This is a genomic window from Pseudomonas sp. P4_B3 (assembly GCF_056402295.1).
Genome location: NZ_JBFUHR010000002.1, coordinates 370,230 through 388,208, shown reverse-complemented (window position 1 = coordinate 388,208; position 17,979 = coordinate 370,230). Strand labels below are relative to the sequence as shown.

The 17,979-nt window shown below is 60.0% G+C and carries 17 protein-coding genes; 8 read left to right on the top strand and 9 right to left on the bottom strand.

What is annotated here, in order from left to right; all coding sequences use genetic code 11:
• Window positions 1–307 precede the first annotated feature (307 nt).
• Window positions 308–850 (top strand): RNA 2',3'-cyclic phosphodiesterase, encoded by a 543-nt coding sequence (gene thpR, locus AC1DWG_RS03695; protein ID WP_477787220.1) that lies wholly within the window; start codon window positions 308–310, stop codon window positions 848–850.
• Between the two features lie 157 nt (window positions 851–1,007).
• On the opposite strand, the gene AC1DWG_RS03690 is transcribed toward thpR, so the two are convergent.
• From AC1DWG_RS03690 to AC1DWG_RS03670, 5 genes are all read right to left on the bottom strand, one after another.
• On the bottom strand, window positions 1,008–2,105 hold the full coding sequence (locus tag AC1DWG_RS03690) for a polyamine ABC transporter substrate-binding protein (RefSeq protein ID WP_477762255.1): 1,098 nt from the start codon (window positions 2,103–2,105) through the stop codon (window positions 1,008–1,010).
• 154 nt (window positions 2,106–2,259) lie between these two features.
• The gene (locus AC1DWG_RS03685) at window positions 2,260–3,132 is read right to left on the bottom strand and encodes an ABC transporter permease subunit (protein WP_477762254.1); all 873 of its coding nucleotides are present in this window, start codon (window positions 3,130–3,132) and stop codon (window positions 2,260–2,262) included.
• Entirely contained in the window at window positions 3,129–4,043 is a 915-nt protein-coding gene (locus tag AC1DWG_RS03680) for an ABC transporter permease subunit (RefSeq protein ID WP_477755344.1), read from the bottom strand. The genes AC1DWG_RS03685 and AC1DWG_RS03680 overlap by 4 nt, the downstream gene beginning before the upstream one ends.
• Complete coding sequence (gene potA, locus AC1DWG_RS03675) at window positions 4,040–5,182, bottom strand: polyamine ABC transporter ATP-binding protein (protein ID WP_477755345.1); 1,143 nt, start codon at window positions 5,180–5,182, stop codon at window positions 4,040–4,042. Before potA ends, AC1DWG_RS03680 begins: the two co-directional genes overlap by 4 nt.
• 334 nt (window positions 5,183–5,516) lie before the next feature.
• Window positions 5,517–6,278, bottom strand: a complete 762-nt coding sequence (locus AC1DWG_RS03670) for a gamma-glutamyl-gamma-aminobutyrate hydrolase family protein (RefSeq protein WP_477787219.1) — start codon at window positions 6,276–6,278, stop codon at window positions 5,517–5,519.
• A gap of 284 nt (window positions 6,279–6,562) precedes the next feature.
• Here AC1DWG_RS03670 and AC1DWG_RS03665 point away from each other — a divergent pair, with 284 nt between their 5' ends.
• From AC1DWG_RS03665 to AC1DWG_RS03645, 5 genes are all read left to right on the top strand, one after another.
• Window positions 6,563–7,939: a glutamine synthetase family protein gene (locus AC1DWG_RS03665; RefSeq protein ID WP_223456650.1), complete on the top strand. Its 1,377-nt coding sequence runs from the start codon at window positions 6,563–6,565 to the stop codon at window positions 7,937–7,939.
• Window positions 7,940–8,148: 209 nt separating this feature from the next.
• On the top strand, window positions 8,149–9,639 hold the full coding sequence (locus AC1DWG_RS03660; RefSeq protein WP_477787218.1) for an aldehyde dehydrogenase: 1,491 nt from the start codon (window positions 8,149–8,151) through the stop codon (window positions 9,637–9,639).
• 53 nt (window positions 9,640–9,692) lie between these two features.
• A complete protein-coding gene (locus AC1DWG_RS03655; RefSeq protein ID WP_477787217.1) occupies window positions 9,693–10,991 on the top strand; it encodes an NAD(P)/FAD-dependent oxidoreductase in 1,299 nt (432 codons plus the stop codon).
• Window positions 10,992–11,409: 418 nt separating this feature from the next.
• Window positions 11,410–11,958: a cupin domain-containing protein gene (locus AC1DWG_RS03650; RefSeq protein WP_046042404.1), complete on the top strand. Its 549-nt coding sequence runs from the start codon at window positions 11,410–11,412 to the stop codon at window positions 11,956–11,958.
• A 636-nt stretch (window positions 11,959–12,594) separates the two neighbouring features.
• Window positions 12,595–13,398 carry a hypothetical protein gene (locus tag AC1DWG_RS03645; RefSeq protein WP_477787216.1) on the top strand — a complete coding sequence of 268 codons (804 nt, stop codon included), beginning with the start codon at window positions 12,595–12,597 and terminating at the stop codon, window positions 13,396–13,398.
• Between the two features lie 33 nt (window positions 13,399–13,431).
• Here AC1DWG_RS03645 and AC1DWG_RS03640 read toward each other — a convergent pair whose 3' ends face one another.
• From AC1DWG_RS03640 to AC1DWG_RS03630, 3 genes are all read right to left on the bottom strand, one after another.
• The gene (locus AC1DWG_RS03640) at window positions 13,432–14,169 is read right to left on the bottom strand and encodes a hypothetical protein (RefSeq protein WP_477787215.1); all 738 of its coding nucleotides are present in this window, start codon (window positions 14,167–14,169) and stop codon (window positions 13,432–13,434) included.
• Window positions 14,170–14,355: 186 nt separating this feature from the next.
• Window positions 14,356–14,592, bottom strand: coding sequence for a hypothetical protein (locus tag AC1DWG_RS03635; RefSeq protein ID WP_090456158.1), 237 nt, complete (start codon window positions 14,590–14,592; stop codon window positions 14,356–14,358).
• A 354-nt stretch (window positions 14,593–14,946) separates the two neighbouring features.
• A complete protein-coding gene (locus AC1DWG_RS03630; RefSeq protein ID WP_477787214.1) occupies window positions 14,947–15,855 on the bottom strand; it encodes an alpha/beta fold hydrolase in 909 nt (302 codons plus the stop codon).
• A 183-nt stretch (window positions 15,856–16,038) separates the two neighbouring features.
• Here AC1DWG_RS03630 and AC1DWG_RS03625 point away from each other — a divergent pair, with 183 nt between their 5' ends.
• Window positions 16,039–16,485: an anti-virulence regulator CigR family protein gene (locus AC1DWG_RS03625; protein WP_108232172.1), complete on the top strand. Its 447-nt coding sequence runs from the start codon at window positions 16,039–16,041 to the stop codon at window positions 16,483–16,485.
• Between the two features lie 120 nt (window positions 16,486–16,605).
• Window positions 16,606–17,109, top strand: coding sequence for a hypothetical protein (locus tag AC1DWG_RS03620; protein WP_477762248.1), 504 nt, complete (start codon window positions 16,606–16,608; stop codon window positions 17,107–17,109).
• Window positions 17,110–17,355: 246 nt separating this feature from the next.
• On the opposite strand, the gene AC1DWG_RS03615 is transcribed toward AC1DWG_RS03620, so the two are convergent.
• On the bottom strand, window positions 17,356–17,808 hold the full coding sequence (locus AC1DWG_RS03615) for a hypothetical protein (protein ID WP_223457641.1): 453 nt from the start codon (window positions 17,806–17,808) through the stop codon (window positions 17,356–17,358).
• Window positions 17,809–17,979: the final 171 nt, after the last annotated feature.

The following is a 17,979-nucleotide window of genomic DNA, read 5'->3' as shown; positions in this document are numbered from 1 at the left end:
GGCGCAGGCCGCTGGGAATGGTTGTTCCCTTTCCAAGGCCTGCAACGCAGCCTGGCCCGCTTTAAGGCACAACCCGAAGGGCCGGGCCTGCTGTTGTGCAGGGCTGCGTTGCTCGAAGCTTATTTGGAATGACCAAACCACGCTTCTCGCGCCTTGCCCTGCACAACAGCAGACCCGGCGCGGCGGGAAAACTAATTGAGAACGCCCCCTGGAACTATAACGCGCCTGCCCCACGGCGCCAGAAATGCGCTGGCCGGAACGCGGGTGTTGAGTACACTCAGGCAGTCTTATCCAGGAGGTGTCCGGCATGAACGACGAATCCCGCGAGCCGTTCAAACGCCTGTTCTTTGCGTTGAACTGTGCCCCGACCATGCGCCGGGAGATCGCCCAGTGGCGCAGTGCGCTGCAACTGCGCAACGGACGGCCGGTGCCGACGGAAAACTTTCACCTGACGCTGAAGTTTTTGGGGGCGGTGGGTGTGGCGCAGATCGCCGAGCTCTGCACCGCTGCGGCGTCCATCCGTACACCGGGCGAGCGCTTGACGGTGGTGCTGGATCGGCTGGACGTGTGGCGCAGGGCAGGGGCGCTGGTGCTCGCGCCGCAGCAGGCGCCCCCGGCATTGCTGCGCCTGGTGTATGCCCTGGAACAGGCGATGTTGCCGTTCGGGCTGGAGGAAGCACCAAGGGAATATCGTCCGCACCTGACCCTGGCACGACAGTATCGGGCGCCGGTGCCGGAGTCCACAACCGCACCGGAATTCTTCCTGCGTGCCGACCGATTCACCCTGTTCGAATCCCACAAGGGCCGTTATCGGGCGCTGGCCGAATGGCCGTTGATTGATCCCCAATAAAAAAGGCGCCCGAGGGCGCCAAACTTCACCTGAACCGAGGGAGCCAGGTGAGGCCGTTCTACTGCAGGAGAGGCAGCGGTGGTAAGGCGCTGCGTGAACGGAAAGGGTTTGAACATCGTACTTGATCGAACACATCACTCTGAAAAAAGCAGGTGAATTACTGTCCGAGTTTCACCTTGGTCCAGCCACGGGTCATGATCCGCTGGATGGCAATCGGCTGGTCCGGCACGGCATAGAGCGTGGCCATCACCGCTTGTGGCGGGTAGGAGCCCGGATCGTTACGGATGGCTTCATCCACCAGCGGCGTGGCCGCCGCGTTGGCGTTGCTGTAGCCGATGTTGTTGGTGATGTCGGCGATCACGTCGGGGCGCATCAGGAAGTTCATGAACAGGTAAGCGTTCTCGACGTTGGCGGCATCGCGGGGGATGGCGAGCATGTCGTAGAAACTGGCGGCGCCTTCTTTCGGGATGCTGTAGTCGATCTTCACCTTGTCTCCGGCTTCCTGGGCGCGGGCCTTGGCCTGCAGCACGTCGCCGGAGTAACCGACGGCCACGCAGATGTTGCCGTTGGCCAGGTCCGAGATGTATTTCGACGAATGGAAGTACGCCACGTTCGGGCGAATCTTCATGAACAGCGCCTCGGCTTCGGCGATGTGCTGTTTGTCCTGATCGTTCACCGGGTAGCCCAGGTAGTGCAGGGCGGTCGGGATCATTTCTGTCGGTGAGTCGAGGAAGCTGATGCCGCAGGCTTTGAGCTTCTCGGCGTTTTCCGGTTTGAACAGCAGGTCCCAGGAATTGGTCGGGGCGTTGGCGCCGAGTACTTCCTTGACCTTCTGCGGGTTGAAACCGATGCCGATCGAGCCCCACATGTACGGGATGGCGTGGGCGTTATCGGGATCGCTCGCCGAGGCATTTTTCAGCAGCACCGGGTTGAGGTTTTTCCAGTTCGGCAGCTTCGATTTGTCCAGCGTCTGGTAGACCCCGGCCTTGATCTGCTTGGCCAGGAAACTGTTGGACGGCACGACGATGTCGTAGCCGGATTTACCCGCCAGCAGGCGTGCTTCAAGGGTTTCGTTGCTGTCGAAGACATCGTAGGTCACCTGGATGCCGGTCTCGTCTTCGAACTTCCTGACGGTATCCGGGCCAATGTAATCCGACCAGTTATAGACGCGCAGAACCTTGTCATTGGCCTGGGCGCCAGTGGCGATTGCGCCCAATAAGGACAGTGTCAGCAGAGTCCTGCCAAACATTTTCATCGGTACAACTCCATTTTTTTTATTCAAAAACACAACACCAAAACTGATCGACTGAGCCCGTTTTTGTAGGGGCTGTCGAGAGAAACGAGGCTGCGATCTTTTGATCTTGAACAGCAGAATCAAAAGATCGCAGCGTTCCGCAGCTCCTACAGGTTCAGGCGGTGGCGGCGCGTTGCGGCTGCCACGCCTCGTTTGCCGTCTGATCCATGGCTTCCTGGATCGCGCGTTTACGGGTGGCTTCGGCACGGCGGCTGAAGTACCAGACCATGAACGTCACGATCGATACCGCCAGCAGGATCAGGCTGGCCACGGCGTTGATCTCGGGCTTAACCCCAAGGCGCACCGCCGAGAACACTTCCATCGGCAGGGTCGTGGAACCCGGACCGGACACGAAGCTCGCCAGCACCAGGTCATCCAGCGACAGGGCGAACGACATCATGCCGCCGGCCGCCAGTGACGGCGCGATCATCGGAATGGTAATCAGGAAAAACACTTTGAAAGGCTTGGCGCCCAGGTCCATAGCCGCTTCTTCGATGGACAGGTCCAGCTCGCGAAGGCGGGCGGAGACTACCACCGCCACGTAGGCCGCACAAAACGTGGTGTGGGCGATCCAGATGGTGACGATGCCGCGTTCCTGCGGCCAGCCGATCAACTGCGCCATGGCCACGAACAGCAGCAACAGCGACAGACCGGTGATCACCTCAGGCATCACCAGCGGTGCGGTGACCAGGCCACCGAACAGGGTGCGACCCTTGAAACGGGTGACGCGGGTCAGGACGAACGCGGCTAACGTCCCTAGTGCGACTGCTGCGACGGCGGTGTAGCAGGCGATTTCCAGCGAGCGCACCACCGAACCCATCAGTTGCGAGTTGTCGAGCAAGCCGGTGTACCACTTGATCGACCAGCCACCCCACACCGTCACCAGTTTCGAGGCGTTGAACGAGTAAATCACCAGAATCAGCATCGGCAGGTAGATAAACGACAGGCCGAAAATCAGCATGAACTTTGAAAATCCGAAGCGTTTCATCCCCGTGCCTCCATCTCTTTGGCCTGGCTGCGGTTGAACAGCAGAATCGGCACAATCAGGATCAACAGCATCACCACCGCCAGGGCAGACGCCACCGGCCAGTCGCGGTTGTTGAAGAACTCTTGCCACAACACACGGCCGATCATCAGGGTTTCCGGGCCGCCCAGCAGTTCCGGAATCACGAACTCACCAACCACCGGAATGAACACCAGCATGCAGCCTGCGATGATCCCGTTCTTGGCCAACGGCACAGTGATTTTCCAGAAGTTGTTGAAATTGCTCGAGCCCAGATCCGACGCGGCTTCCAGCAGGCTGCCATCGTGCTTCACCAGGTTGGCGTACAGCGGCAACACCATGAACGGCAGGTAGGCGTAAACGACCCCGATGTAGACGGCGGTGTTGGTATTGAGGATCTCGATCGGCGCCGAGGTCAGCCCGGTCCACATCAAGAATGCGTTGAGCAAACCGTTGTTGCTGAGGATGCCCATCCACGCGTAAACGCGGATCAGGATCGCGGTCCAGGTCGGCATCATGATCAACAGCAGCAGGACGTTTTGCGCTTCCTTGCTGGCCTTGGTGATCGCGTAGGCCATCGGGAAACCGATCACCAGGCACATCATCGTGCTGAGCAGCGCTACTTTCAACGAGCCGAGGTACGCCGAGATGTACAGTTCGTCCTGGGTCAGCAGGCTGTAGTTACCGAGGTTCAACAGCAGTTGAAATTTCTGCTCGGCGAAGGTGTAGATCTCCGAGTAGGGCGGAATGGCCAGCGCTGCTTCCGAAAAACTGATCTTCATCACCAAAAAGAACGGCAGCATGAAGAACAGGAACAGCCAGACGAATGGAATCCCGATGACGAACTTGCGCCCGCTGGGGACCAGTCTCAGAAATTGCTGATTGAAGGTTTTCATGCGCGCAGTACCACGCCGCTGTCGTCTTCCCACCACACGTAGACCTGATCGTCCCAGGTCGGACGCGCACCACGGCGTTCGGCGTTGGCCATGAACGACTGGACGATCTTGCCGCCAGGCAACTCGACGTAGAACACCGAGTGGCCGCCGAGGTAGGCGATGTCATGCACCTTGCCGCTGGACCAGTTGTAGCGGTGCTCGGGCTTGACGGTGCTGACCAGCAGTTTTTCCGGGCGGATCGCGTAGGTGATCGACTTGTCCTGCACCGAGGTGCTGACGCCGTGGCCGACGTAGATCTTCTGCGCAAGGTCCGGGCTGTGGATGATCGCGTGACCTTCCAGGTCTTCAACCACGGTGCCGTCGAAGGCGTTCACGTTGCCGATGAATTCGCAGACCATGCGGCTGACCGGTGCTTCATAAATGTCGACCGGGCTGCCGATCTGGGCGATCCAGCCCAGGTGCATGATCGCGATGCGTTCGGCCATGGTCATGGCCTCTTCCTGGTCGTGGGTCACCATCACGCAGGTCACGCCGACGCGCTCAATGATCTCGACAAGCTCAAGCTGCATCTGCGAACGCAGCTTTTTATCCAGTGCGCCCATCGGCTCGTCGAGCAGCAGCAGTTTCGGACGCTTGGCCAGGGAACGGGCCAGGGCCACGCGCTGACGCTGGCCGCCGGACAGTTGATGTGGCTTGCGCTTGGCGTACTGGGTCATGTGCACCAGGCGCAGCATTTCCTGCACGCGGGCTTCGATTTCGGCCGCTGGCAAACGGTCCTGCTTGAGGCCGAAGGCGATGTTCTGCGCCACCGTCATGTGCGGGAACAGCGCGTAGGACTGGAACATCATGTTGATCGGTCGTTCGTACGGCGGCATGTCGGTGATGTCGACACCGTCGAGCAGAATCCGGCCTTCGGTCGGGCGCTCGAAACCGGCGAGCATGCGCAGCAGGGTCGATTTGCCGGAGCCGGAACCGCCGAGCAGGGCGAAGATTTCACCCTGGTGGATTTCCAGGGACACATCGTCCACCGCGGTGGTTTCGTCGAACTTCTTGGTGACGCGATCGACTTTCACCAACACCTTTTTCGGTGCCTGGTGACCTTCAAGAGCCTTCCTGTAGATGCTGGAGGCGTTTGCCATGTGAAACTCCCAACAGGTTTCAGTCGCCCGGCCAACACGGCCCGGCTTAATAGTGGATTGCAAACCCGTTCCGTCAGTGGATCTCGATCCCTGTAGGAGCTGCCGAAGGCTGCGATCTTTTGATCTTGATGTTGAAGAGCAAAATCAAAAGATCGCAGCCTTCGGCAGCTCCTACAGGGGATACCCCGTCGGCTCGGGTTTATTCGGCGCCGCCATCCTGGCTGCCTGGTCGTACTTGTTGTTATTGCAGTGTGTTGTTTTCGTCAGCGGGGCACGCACAAGCGCCTGCCCGCTCGCGTTGGGCAGTTAATCGTTGAATGTGGGTATCAGGTCGTCAGCGCGAGTGACGCAGTGCCGCCCGTTGCCGGCAGGCTTCGCCGAACGCCTGGAAAATACTCAAGTAAGGAGGGTTATCCAGCACTTGCCATTCCGGGTGCCATTGCACGCCGAGGGCGAAGGCCTTGCTGTGTTCGACCGAGATCGCCTCGATCAGGCCATCGGGCGCAACGGCTTCGGCGCACAGGCCGGGCGCGAGTCGGTCGATGCCTTGGCTGTGAATCGAATTGACCTGGAACACCGCAGGCAGGTCCAACGCTTCGAACACACCGCCAGGCTGCACATTCACCGCGTGAGCGGGAGCGTATTGCACGGCCAGGTCCGGATGGTCGGCCTCGCGATGATCGAGGAAGCCAGGCAGTTCATGGACCTTCTGATGCAGGCTGCCACCGAACGCCACGTTCATTTCCTGGAAGCCACGGCAGATGCCGAGCACCGGGACACCCGCTGCAATAGCGGCGCGGATCAGGGGAAGGGTGGTGGCATCCCGCGCCGGATCATGATCCGTACCGGGGGCGCTGTCGGGGCCTTGATAGTGGAAGGGTTCCACGTTCGACGGCGAGCCGGTCAGCAACAGACCGTCGAGCTGCGGCAGCAGGTCATCGATTTCGGTCAGGTCGCCTAAGGAAGGAATAACGACAGGCAGCCCCAGCGCCGCAACGCTGACAGCACGCAAGTACTTGTCACCGCTGATGTGGTAGGGGTGCAGGCCAATCTGTTTGACGCATGCAGTAACGCCGATCAATGGCTTGAGTGCCATTTTTATCACCTCGAAGTTTCACACTTGAACGAGCTTTTCTGGAGCTTAGCCTTGTTGATTTTAATTAACAACTCTCATGTAAAAAATTCTAAACGCTGCACCTCCGATGTTCAGGGTTTACGCGTGTTTGAGGGTGCATCTGGCACTCTCGTCCTTCTTGGAGGCCCGAAAATAAACGCTTAAAGGCTGAGTGTTCGCTATTGACTTCACTTTGTCGTTCGGGTTGACTGGGTTCGTGAAAGGGTAGTGAACATAATAATTAACAGCTAAAAAATAGGTGCATCATGTCGGTCCCTCTGCGTGCCGTTCAACTCAACGAAGCAAACGCATTCCTTAAGAAATATCCTGAGGTTTTGTACGTCGACCTTCTGATTGCGGATATGAACGGTGTGGTGCGCGGCAAGCGCATCGAGCGCACCAGTCTTCATAAGGTTTACGAAAAAGGCATCAACCTGCCGGCGTCACTGTTTGCTCTGGACATCAACGGTTCTACGGTGGAAAGCACCGGCCTGGGTCTGGACATCGGCGACTCAGACCGAATCTGTTTCCCGATCCCCGGCACTCTCAGCATCGAACCCTGGCAGAAGCGCCCGACTGCGCAACTGCTGATGACCATGCACGAACTCGAAGGCGAGCCATTCTTCGCCGACCCGCGTGAAGTGCTGGCCAATATCGTGCGCAAGTTCGACGACATGGGCCTCACCATCTGCGCCGCGTTCGAACTGGAGTTCTACCTGATCGACCAGGACAATGTGAACGGTCGTCCGCAATCGCCACGTTCGCCGGTGTCCGGCAAGCGTCCGATGTCGACCCAGGTGTACCTGATCGACGACCTCGACGAATACGTCGATTGCCTGCAAGACATCCTCGAAGGCGCGAAAGAGCAGGGCATCCCGGCCGACGCCATCGTCAAGGAAAGCGCCCCGGCGCAGTTCGAAGTCAACCTGCATCACGTGGCTGACCCTATAAAGGCTTGCGACTACGCCGTCCTGCTCAAGCGTCTGGTGAAGAACATCGCCTACGACCATGAGATGGACACCACCTTCATGGCCAAGCCGTATCCGGGCCAGGCGGGCAACGGTCTGCACGTGCACATTTCAATTCTCGATAAAGAAGGCAACAACATCTTTGCCAGCGAGGATCCCGAGCAGAACGCCGCGCTGCGTCACGCGATCGGCGGTGTGCTCGAGACCCTGCCGGCGCAGATGGCGTTCCTTTGCCCGAACGTCAACTCGTACCGTCGTTTCGGCGCACAGTTCTACGTGCCGAACTCGCCGAGCTGGGGCATCGACAACCGCACCGTAGCGGTGCGTGTACCGACCGGTTCGCCAGACTCGGTGCGCATCGAACACCGCGTAGCGGGCGCCGATGCCAACCCGTACCTGCTGATGGCTTCGGTATTGGCGGGCGTGCACCACGGCCTGACCAACCAGATCGAACCGGGCGCCCCGGTGGAAGGCAACAGCTACGAGCAAAACGAGCAGAGCCTGCCGAACAACCTGCGCGATGCCCTGCGCGAGCTGGACGACAGCGAAGTCATGGCCAAGTACATCGACCCGCTGTACATCGACGTGTTCGTGGCATGCAAGGAAAGCGAGCTGGCCGAGTTCGAGAACTCCATCTCGGACCTTGAGTACAACTGGTACTTGCATACCGTTTGATGGCGTTGGCGGCGTACACCAAACCTGTGTCCGCCGCCGACCCCTGTAGGAGCCGGCTTGCTGGCGATGGCGTCATGACAGTCAACATTGATGGCGTCTGATCCACCGCCATCGCTGGCAAGCCAGCTCCTACAGGGATCGCATTTCATTTTTTGATTGGGCGGGCGTTCGTCCGACGATCACCTATTCCCCTGCGTCGAGTCACAACAATGACAAACACTCGCAGCGATTGGGAGCAGCGCTTCCAGTCCCTAACAATCGAAGGTCGCGCATTCATTGACGGCCAATACTGCGCGGCCGCCAGTGGCGCCACGTTCGAATGCCTGAGCCCGGTGGACGGTCGTTTCCTGGCCAACGTTGCCAGCACCGATGAGGCCGACGCCAACGCCGCGGTCGCCGTCGCGCGCCGCGCGTTCGAATCCGGCGTCTGGGCCAACCTGGCCCCGGCCGAGCGCAAGCGCATCCTGATCCGCTTCGCTGATCTGATCCTGGCGAACCAGGAAGAACTGGCCCTGCTCGAAACCCTCGACATGGGCAAGCCGATCAGCGATTCGATGAGCATCGACATTCCAGCGACCGCCAACGCGATCCGCTGGACCGCCGAGGCCATCGACAAGCTCTACGACGAAGTCGCCGCCACGCCCCACGATCAGCTTGGTCTAGTGACGCGCGAAGCGGCCGGCGTGGTCGCGGCTATCGTGCCGTGGAACTTCCCGCTGATCATGGCCAGCTGGAAATTCGCCCCGGCCCTGGCGATGGGCAACTCGTTCATCCTCAAGCCTTCGGAAAAATCCCCGCTGACCGCGATCCGCATCGCGCAGCTTGGACTGGAAGCGGGCATCCCGAAAGGCGTGTTCAACGTCCTGCCGGGCTACGGCCACACCGTGGGCAAGGCGCTGGCGTTGCACATGGACGTCGACGTGCTGGCCTTCACCGGCTCCACGGCGATTGCCAAGCAGCTGATGGTCTACGCCGGGCAGAGCAACATGAAACGCGTTTGGGCCGAAGCCGGTGGCAAGAGCGCCAACGTGGTGTTCGCCGACGCGCCGGACCTGCGCGTCGCCGCACAAGCCGCGGCCGGTGCCATTGCTTTCAACCAGGGCGAAGTCTGCACCGCCGGTTCGCGCCTGCTGGTGGAGCGTTCGATTCGCGAGCAGTTCATTCCATTGCTGGTGGAAGCCCTGCAAGCCTGGAAACCGGGCCACGCACTCGATCCTGCGACGACCGTTGGCGCGGTGGTCGACCAGCGTCAGCTGGAAAACGTATTGCGCTACATCGAAGTCGGCAAGCAGCAGGGCGGTCAACTGATCGCCGGCGGCAGCCGCACCCTCGAGGACACCGGTGGCCTGTACCTGGAACCGGCAATTTTCGACGGCGTGACCAACGCCATGACCATCGCCCGGGAAGAAATCTTCGGCCCGGTGCTGTCGGTCATCACCTTCGACACCTTCGATGAAGCCCTGGCGATTGCCAACGACAGCATCTTCGGCCTGGCCGCCGGCGTCTGGACCAGCAACCTGAGCAAGGCCCACACCTTCGCCCGTGGCCTGCGTGCCGGCAGTGTCTGGGTCAACCAGTACGACGGCGGCGACATGACCGCGCCGTTCGGCGGGTTCAAGCAGTCGGGTAACGGTCGGGACAAATCGCTGCACGCGTTCGACAAGTACACCGAACTCAAGGCGACCTGGATCAAGCTCTGACACCTTTTAAACGGCGGTCGCCGGCACGCTGCCGGCGACCCTCGGAGAAACCTATGAAACAAAGCTCTGATAAACAAACTCATGTAAACAGCTACTACGCCGCCACCCGCAACTTCACCGGCGATTTCCCGGTGCTGGAAGGCGCGGTGGACTGCGACGTCTGCGTGATCGGCGCCGGCTACACCGGCCTGTCCTCGGCGCTGTTCCTCGCTGAAGCGGGCTACAGCGTGACCGTACTCGAAGCGGCCAAGGTCGGCTTCGGCGCCAGTGGTCGCAACGGCGGCCAATTGGTCAACTCTTATAGTCGCGACGTCGATGTCATCGAAGAGCGCTACGGCGACAAGACCGCCGAAGTCCTCGGCAGCATGATTTTCGAAGGCGCCGACATCATTCGTCAGCGCATACAGCACTACGACATCCAGTGCGATTACCGTCCCGGCGGTATCTTCGCGGCGATGAACAAGAAGCAACTCAAGGGCCTGGCCGAGCAGAAGAAAAGCTGGGAACGCTACGGCAACAAGAACCTGAAAATGCTCGACGCGGCCGATATCAAGCGCGAAGTCGGTTCCGATGCCTACGTCGGCGGCCTGCTGGACATGCAGGGCGGCCACATTCACCCGCTGAACCTGGCACTCGGTGAAGCCTCGGCGATCATCGGCCTGGGCGGCAAGATCTACGAGCAATCGGCGGCGGTGGAAATCACCTACGGCGAGCCAATCACCGTGCGCACCGCCAAAGGTGTGGTGAGGGCCAAGTACCTGCTGATCGCCGGTAACGCCTACCTGCCGCAAGGCCTCGACAACCGCGTGACCAGCAAGAGCATGCCGTGCGGTTCGCAGATCGTCGTCACCGAGCCGTTGTCGGAAAAGCAGGCCCGCAGCCTGATCAAGAACAACTACTGCGTCGAAGACTGCAACTACCTGCTCGACTACTACCGCCTGACCGCCGACAACCGCCTGCTGTACGGCGGTGGCGTGGTCTACGGTGCGCGCGAACCGGACGACATCGAACAACTGATCCGCCCGAAAATCCTCAAGACCTTCCCGCAATTGAAGGACGTGAGGATCGACTACCGCTGGACCGGCAACTTCCTGCTGACCATGTCGCGCATGCCGCAATTCGGTCGTATCGAGAAAAACGCCTATTACATGCAGGGCTACAGCGGTCACGGCGTTACCTGCTCGCACCTGGCCGGCAAACTGATCTCGGAAATGATCCGTGGCGACGCCGAGCGTTTCGACGCGTTTGCCTCGCTGCCGCACTTGCCGATGATCGGCGGGCGCACCTTCTCGGCGCCGTTGACCGCCCTCGGCGCCGTGTACTACTCGCTGCGCGACCGTTTCGGCATCTAAGCTTTACCTCGCCGGTGGCTTCTGCCCAAAGGGTGCTGCCGGCTTTTTAACACCTGAAACACTGCAGTCCCCCTGTAGGAGCTAGCTTGCTAGCGATGAGGCCATATCAGCCAAAATTGATGTCGCCTGACACACCGCCATCGCGAGCAGGCTCGCTCCTACAGGTCGTTTTTTTCTGCCGTTTATCGAACCTGCTGAGCATTACGAACAAACGTGATTTAATAGCCGCCTTTCACGTTTCCGGGACCGGAAAACGGCGTGATCCGCGCCTGCACTCCACCCTTCCATTATCCCTGTAGGAGCGAGCTTGCTCCGGGCGGCGATCCGACGATGGCGTTGATTCAGTCGACATCAATGATGAAGGTCAGATCGCAATCGCGAGCAAGCTCGCTCCTACGGGTTGGCACATAAGGCTGTCATGGACACGGGCTCACGACTCAAACTAGTACGCGAAAGCTACAAAATGTCCCAGCGCGAGCTGGCCCGGCGTAGCGGCGTCACCAATGCAACCATCTCCCTGATCGAACAGAATCGGGTCAGTCCTTCCGTCAGCTCCCTGAAGAAATTGCTGGAGGGCATCCCCATGTCCCTGGCCGACTTCTTCACCTTCGATCAGCCACCTCGCGAACACCAGTACGTCTTCCGCGCCAACGAACAGCCCGACCTCGGCCGGCATGGCCTGCGCCTGCTGCTGATCGGCGCGTCCGTGCCGAGCCGGCAGATGCGCTTGCTGCGCGAGCAATACGCGCCGGGCGCCAGTTCCGGTGAAGAGCCGATCGTGCATTCCGAAGGCGAAGAGTGCGGGTTGGTGACACGCGGCACGGTGGAATTGACCGTGGATGGCCAGGTGAGTGTGCTGAACGCCGGGGACGGCTATTACTTCCCGACGACCTTGCCGCACAGATTTCGCAATATCGGGGCGGATGAGGCGGAAATCATCAGTGCCAACACCCCGGCCAACTTCTAATAGAGTTTGTCCCGGTGACGCTTTGTCAGACCGAGCAATCGGTTCCTCCAGACAGAACCCACCAGGATCAGGCGATAGAAACCCGCATTAATGCGGGTTTTTTACGACTGGAATTTGCTTATTGCGACTTGGACACTTCAAATCCCCGCTGCTCAATCACCCCAAACTACAGGGCTGCGAAACCCTGTCGCCAATTCAAGTCAGCGACGGGCGCACATTAGGCATCGACTTCGACGGCTGCAACCGGCCTGTAGGCCCCAAATGGCCCTGTGGCGAGGGAGCTTGTCGGATCGCCGCACCGTCCCGTTCGGCGGCTCTGCCGCCGTAAAACCGGGCACTGCGGTGTGTCTGAGGAAATGAGTTACAAAGGATCAGGGCCGCTTCGCAGCCCAGCGGGACGGTGCGGCGATCCGACAAGCATCCTCGCCACAAAGGGACAAGTCCTAAAAATTTTTCAGACGTCAAGATTGAACGTTCGTCGGATGGCGGGTTGCTACCATCGCAATTGCCTGCCGATATCAACACGGCTGCTACGCTTGGTCGTTGCAGTGCCCGAGCCCCATTCCTGCTCACGCTGCAAGGGTTATCACGGAGTGCGACATCCATTCCTGTCGGCAACCTGCACGGAGGCAGGCGATGGTGATCAAAAGCATGGCCGATTCGACTGCGGCGGGGGTTCCCGAGCCGCTCGATCGGGAAGAAATCGAGCGGGTGCTGGCGTTGTTGCTGGTCAGCCCGTTGTTTGTCAAGTCCAGGCGCATGGGCAGTCTGTTGCGCTTTCTGGTCGAGCACGACCTTCAGGCTTGCAAAACGCCGCTGACCGAACACGCCATCGGCATCGAGGTGTTTCGTCGTGACCCGGCAGTGTATTGCACGGGCGACGATCCGGTGGTGCGAGTGCAGGTGGGGCGCTTGCGGCGCAAGCTCGCAGCGCATTACGCCGGCAACGGCCAGCAGGACCCGGTGCGCTTCAGCATTCCACCCGGGTGTTATCGCTTGACCTATCAGCGGCTGCGGCCCAAGGGCGTCGGCACTCGCCATCCTGTGGTCCAGATCCAGCCGTTTACCTGCCTCACCCGCGATGGCAATGACTTTACCCGGGGCTTGTGCGAGGAGTTGAGCTGCCGACTGTTCGAGTCGTTCGAGCAGGCGCAGACCGGGACCAATCATGTGTTGATGCGGGTGGCACGCAACAGCGAGCCGGTACCGGACTTCAAGCGTGGCGGGCGTTACAGTTATTGCCTGGAGGGCAGCGTGCGGGTCGAGCCTTCGCGGGTGCGAGCGTCATTGCGCCTGGTGGATGTGGCGCAGGGGCGGATTCGCTGGTCGGCGCAGTTCGATCGTGATCGACCCTATGGCATCGCCACCCAGGAGGACCTCGCGCAGTCGATCTGTCGCTCGCTGACGGGCTACTTCACCACGGCGGGCAAAGAGGAGTGAAAGGGCAACCACAAGGTTGCCCTGGCATGACGGTTACACGGTTTTCCACTGACCGCCTTCGTAAAGGCGATCTGCGGTGTTATCGAACGTCAGGTCGATTTCGATCGCCTTGGAGCGTGAGGTACTGAACATGGTGCTGGTCTGTACGTTCTGTTCGAACCACACGAGGATGGTTTCCACCGGCGTCAGCACGGTATTGCCGGTGACGACCTGGTTTACGGCCACGTAGATTGGCGTACTGACCTGAGTGCCATCGATGCCGGTGGACAATTGGTTGACCCCCGGATGAATCGGCGCGTAGTCGTTCACGAAAGTCAGGGAAATGTCCGGGCCACCGGTTACCGCCTGGCTCAGCAGGCCGCTTTCATCAAGTGTCGAGGTTTGCCCCAGGCCAATGTTGACGACGTTGGTCGAGACTTTGACTTGCACGTTGTCCTTGAACACGTTGGAGGCGAACAGCTGATACTGCGGCGTCCAGCTGAACTCGTTGTTGCTCAGGTAAGCGTCATAGGACTGCCAGACCACGTTGTAGTCGGCGTCACCCACCTTCTTGGCAAAGCACAGCTTGTAGCCGGACTTCTTCAGCAGCGTCAGGTCGCCGGCGGCGATTTCGATGGTGACGGTTTTTTGCGAGGCCGCCAGGGCCGACCTCAGTACCCGGCCGTAATCTGACGCCTTGAGTTGCGTTGCACCCATGATCGACTTGACGGCTTCTTGCACATCATTGTGAAGCTGCTGGCTCTGTTGGCTGACAGCGATTGATTTGCTCATGGTTTCCCTCTTCCTTGGTGGTGTGTTGGGCAAACAATGGGCTGCTGGCGCTTGGCGCCGCAGTCCATTGATGGCTTCACTCTAGGGGCGAGGGGCAGGGCGGCTAAGTGTCTTGGTGTTACAAGCGGGTATCGGGGTTGTGTCAGGGGCTGAGCGGGGCAGCCGATCGGCCGCCCCGTCTTGAACTCAGGCGGCCCGGGCATCGGCCCAGACGAAGTTCCAGCTGGTGCGTTTGCCCTTGGCGATCTCGATCAGCTTGTTCTCATACACCGTGTGATTGACCACACCGGTGTAGGTCAGGGTGCGGGCGGCATTGGTCCCGGTGACCTCGCCCGGCTTGCCGCCCGACTCGACCATGGCTTTTTTCATGTCGGCATCCGACGGGGCGCTGCTCTGGTTTTTTTCCACTTTGACGAAACTCATGATTCACCTCTTCCGTGATGGGGGGATCGGTGCCAGCGCGGGCCGACAAGTCGACGACCCTGTTCCACACCGACGGCCATACTCTATTGGCCAGTTCGACGGCGCAGAAGTGACAACTGCGGCGCTGAGGTAACAATCGGGAAACAGCGCCACGCGTTGAAGTATCTGCGACGTATCAAGCGTGGATTCACATCGAAGAAGGTTGCGGCGAGTATCTCGGGCCGAATGGGCACTCACCGAATGGAATTCCATACAAGGTATTAGAGTTGTGCCTGTAGCAAGCTCCCTCACCACGACAGAGGAGTGCCTGCGCTGCTTTTGGGCGTCCGGCTCAATAGCTCGCTGGTCGCGACGTCACTTCTCGATAAACCCGCGAATCGCCGCAATCGTCTGCGTCGGCGCTTCCTCCATCAGCCAATGCCCCGCCCCAGGAATCACCACTTCCGTCACCTTGTCCGCTGCATTGCGCATCACGATGGCTTCATTGGCGCCGAAGGATTTCTCACCCCCGACCGCCAGCACCGGCATGCTCAGCTTTTTGGCCATCGACGCCTCGTTGTCCACGGCGTCCTGACGAATGCTGCGGAACTGGGCGAAGGCTGCGTGCATGGCGCGGGGGCGGGCGTAGAGTTTGGCGTAGTGCTGGCGGATGCCTTCATCGACCTTGGCCGGGTTGCCGGCGAACTCGTTCCAGAAACGGTCCAGGTAGAGGCGTTCACGCCCGGCGACGAGGCGTTCCATGTCCGGCCCGCCGAAGTCGAAGTGCCACAGCATGGGGGAGCGCACGATGTCGTTCCACGGTGGAATGCCCGGCACCGGTGCATCCATCACCACCAGACGGTCGGTGCGCTCCGGGTAGCGCGAGGCATAGGCGAAGGCGACCATGGTGCCGATGTCGTGACCGACGACCACCGAGTGCTCGATCTTCAGCACGCTCAACACGCCACGGATATCGGCCGCCTGAGTCTTCTTGTCGTAGCCGCTTTGCGGGATCGATGACAAGCCCATGCCGCGCAGGTCCGGCACCACCACGGTGTGGTCCCGCGCCAGATCGGCCGCCAGCGGTGCCCACATGTCGCCGGTGTCACCAAATCCATGCAACAGCACCACCGCCGGCCCCTTGCCGCCGACGCGAACGTGCATCGTGACGCCGTCGACGGGGATGTCCTGGGTGTGGAAAGACGCCGGGAACGGCGTGACATCGGCGTGGGCGGCGACGCTCAGGGCAAGCAGGGTGAGGGCGCTCAGCAGCGGGCGGATCATGGCGATGTCTCCAGGGAGGCGCAGTGAGATGCATATAATCGACAAGCCCCATCCTTCGGCAAACGCTTGCAAGGCTTCGATCGGATGAGCGTAGACGGTTTGGCGGTTGGTGACTTGATGGAACCAACACCGTCAATAGCGTCTAAATTTCAGAGAATCTTCCCCACCACGAAGGAACGACTCATGTACAAGTCTCGATCATTGATTGCAGCGATTACCTGTTTGACCCTGATCAGCGGCTCGGTGACGGCGCTGGCCGATCCCGGTAACGGACAGGGCAACGGGAAGGTCAATCATGGCAACCAGGGTGGTCATGGCAACAAGAACAAGAATTCCGGCGGCGGGGACTGGAGCAACGGCCCGAGCATCAACCGTGGTAGCGTGCTCGAGATCATTGGCGTGAATACGGGCTACTGGAGCCCCGGGCCTGACCTGCCACCGGGTATTCAAAAGAACCTTGCCCGAGGCAAGCCGCTTCCACCCGGCATTGCGAAAAAACTGGATGGCCGACTGGTCGGCCGGCTGCCCCACTATGATGGCTACGAATGGCAGCAAGTCGGCACGGATCTGATCCTGGTTGCGCTGGCCACCGGGCTTGTCTATGAAATTCTCGACGGTGCGTTTGATTAAAGTGTGGAAGGTAGTCTTCCCGCTGACTCAAGGTGCTCCAGCCGTCTGTCGTAGTGCTTGAACTGTTGGAGGGATATCGCGTCATACGTCACGCGATATCAACCTCCTACGGAAGCAATCATGCTTTTTAAAAACAAGAGTCTCGTTGCTGTAATGTCATGCGCCATGATGCTTGCAGCCGCCCCGTTACTCCCTGATGGCCTGTCGATCATGGGTTCCGCATACGCGAAGGACGGCGGTGGCGGTGGCGGTGGCGGCGGAAACGGCGGCGGTGGCGGCGGTGGAAACGGCGGCGGAAATGGTGGCGGAAACGGCGCAGGCCACGGCGGCGGTATGGGTGGCGGACACGCCGGTACAGGCCACTCTGGCAGTAACGGCCGCGGCAACGGGCTGGACAGCGACCATGCTGGCAAATCCGTGCGCGACCATGGCCTGAGCGGGAACCACTACGGTAGTGAGCGCAACGATGACAACGGTCATGGCACCACGACCTCAGGCCTCGCCCATTCCAAGGATACTCGCGGCATCTCCAAGGCCAGGGCTATTTCGGCTTCGACGCCAGGTGATCACAACACCAAAGGCTTGAGTAAAGCCGGACTGTCGACCTCGAAAAAATCCCATTGAGTTCGCGGTTGTAGACATCAGTTTCTGAAAAGCCCATAACCCGCTGAAAGGCGGGTTTTTTGCAACTGGAATTTGATCGCCGGACATTACACGGACACGCAAAAGCGCCAGGACGTTATCAATGAGTAATGACAGGTTCGTGACCGCAGCTTCTACCGGCCCCATTTGCACTCACCAGACGCCACCGCTCGCACCGGACAACCGGTGGCACGAGCGGTACCGAGGGCCGGCCTGAAAGGGTCGCGGCTATTTCGCTGGCACTTCAGGCTTGATATCCCCGCAAAAAATATCGACGTTGCCATCGGTCGCTGCCGTGCGCACGACCACCGAATACTTGCCGTCAAGCAACGTCTGCAACGGCACAGGCGCGGTTCTGGTAAAAGACCAGCCGCGTACGGCTTGGCGTTCGGTGTTGACGGTGTCGTTCATCGCGTAGGCGACTGACCCGGGTTGCTGGCAGCTACCGTTATTGATGAAAGAGTAAAGACGCAAGGGCAGGATAACCCCGGTTGGAACACCGCTGACGAAGAAACTGAGCCCGGTTTTCTTGTCCCAGTCGGTCAACGTGACGGTGCCGATCTGACCGGCGTTTTGCCGGGTGGCGACCAGGGTAACGTTCACGCCGTGGGTCGATGAAGTGGTGCAGCCAAACAGGCTTGCCGCAACCATGAGTGCTGCCAGTGAGGTTTTGAGCTTCATTGCCAAACTCCTGAGCTGAAGAACTGCAATGGGGGGGAGTTAGCCGGTATAGCTCATTTATCGCTTTCATGACGTCGTCCATATAAGGCTTTCCATTTTTGACCGGTGATGGTGGGGCGTCTGTCCCCTTCGCCAGCCATATGGCGGCGTAGCCGTGCAAACCGGCTACAT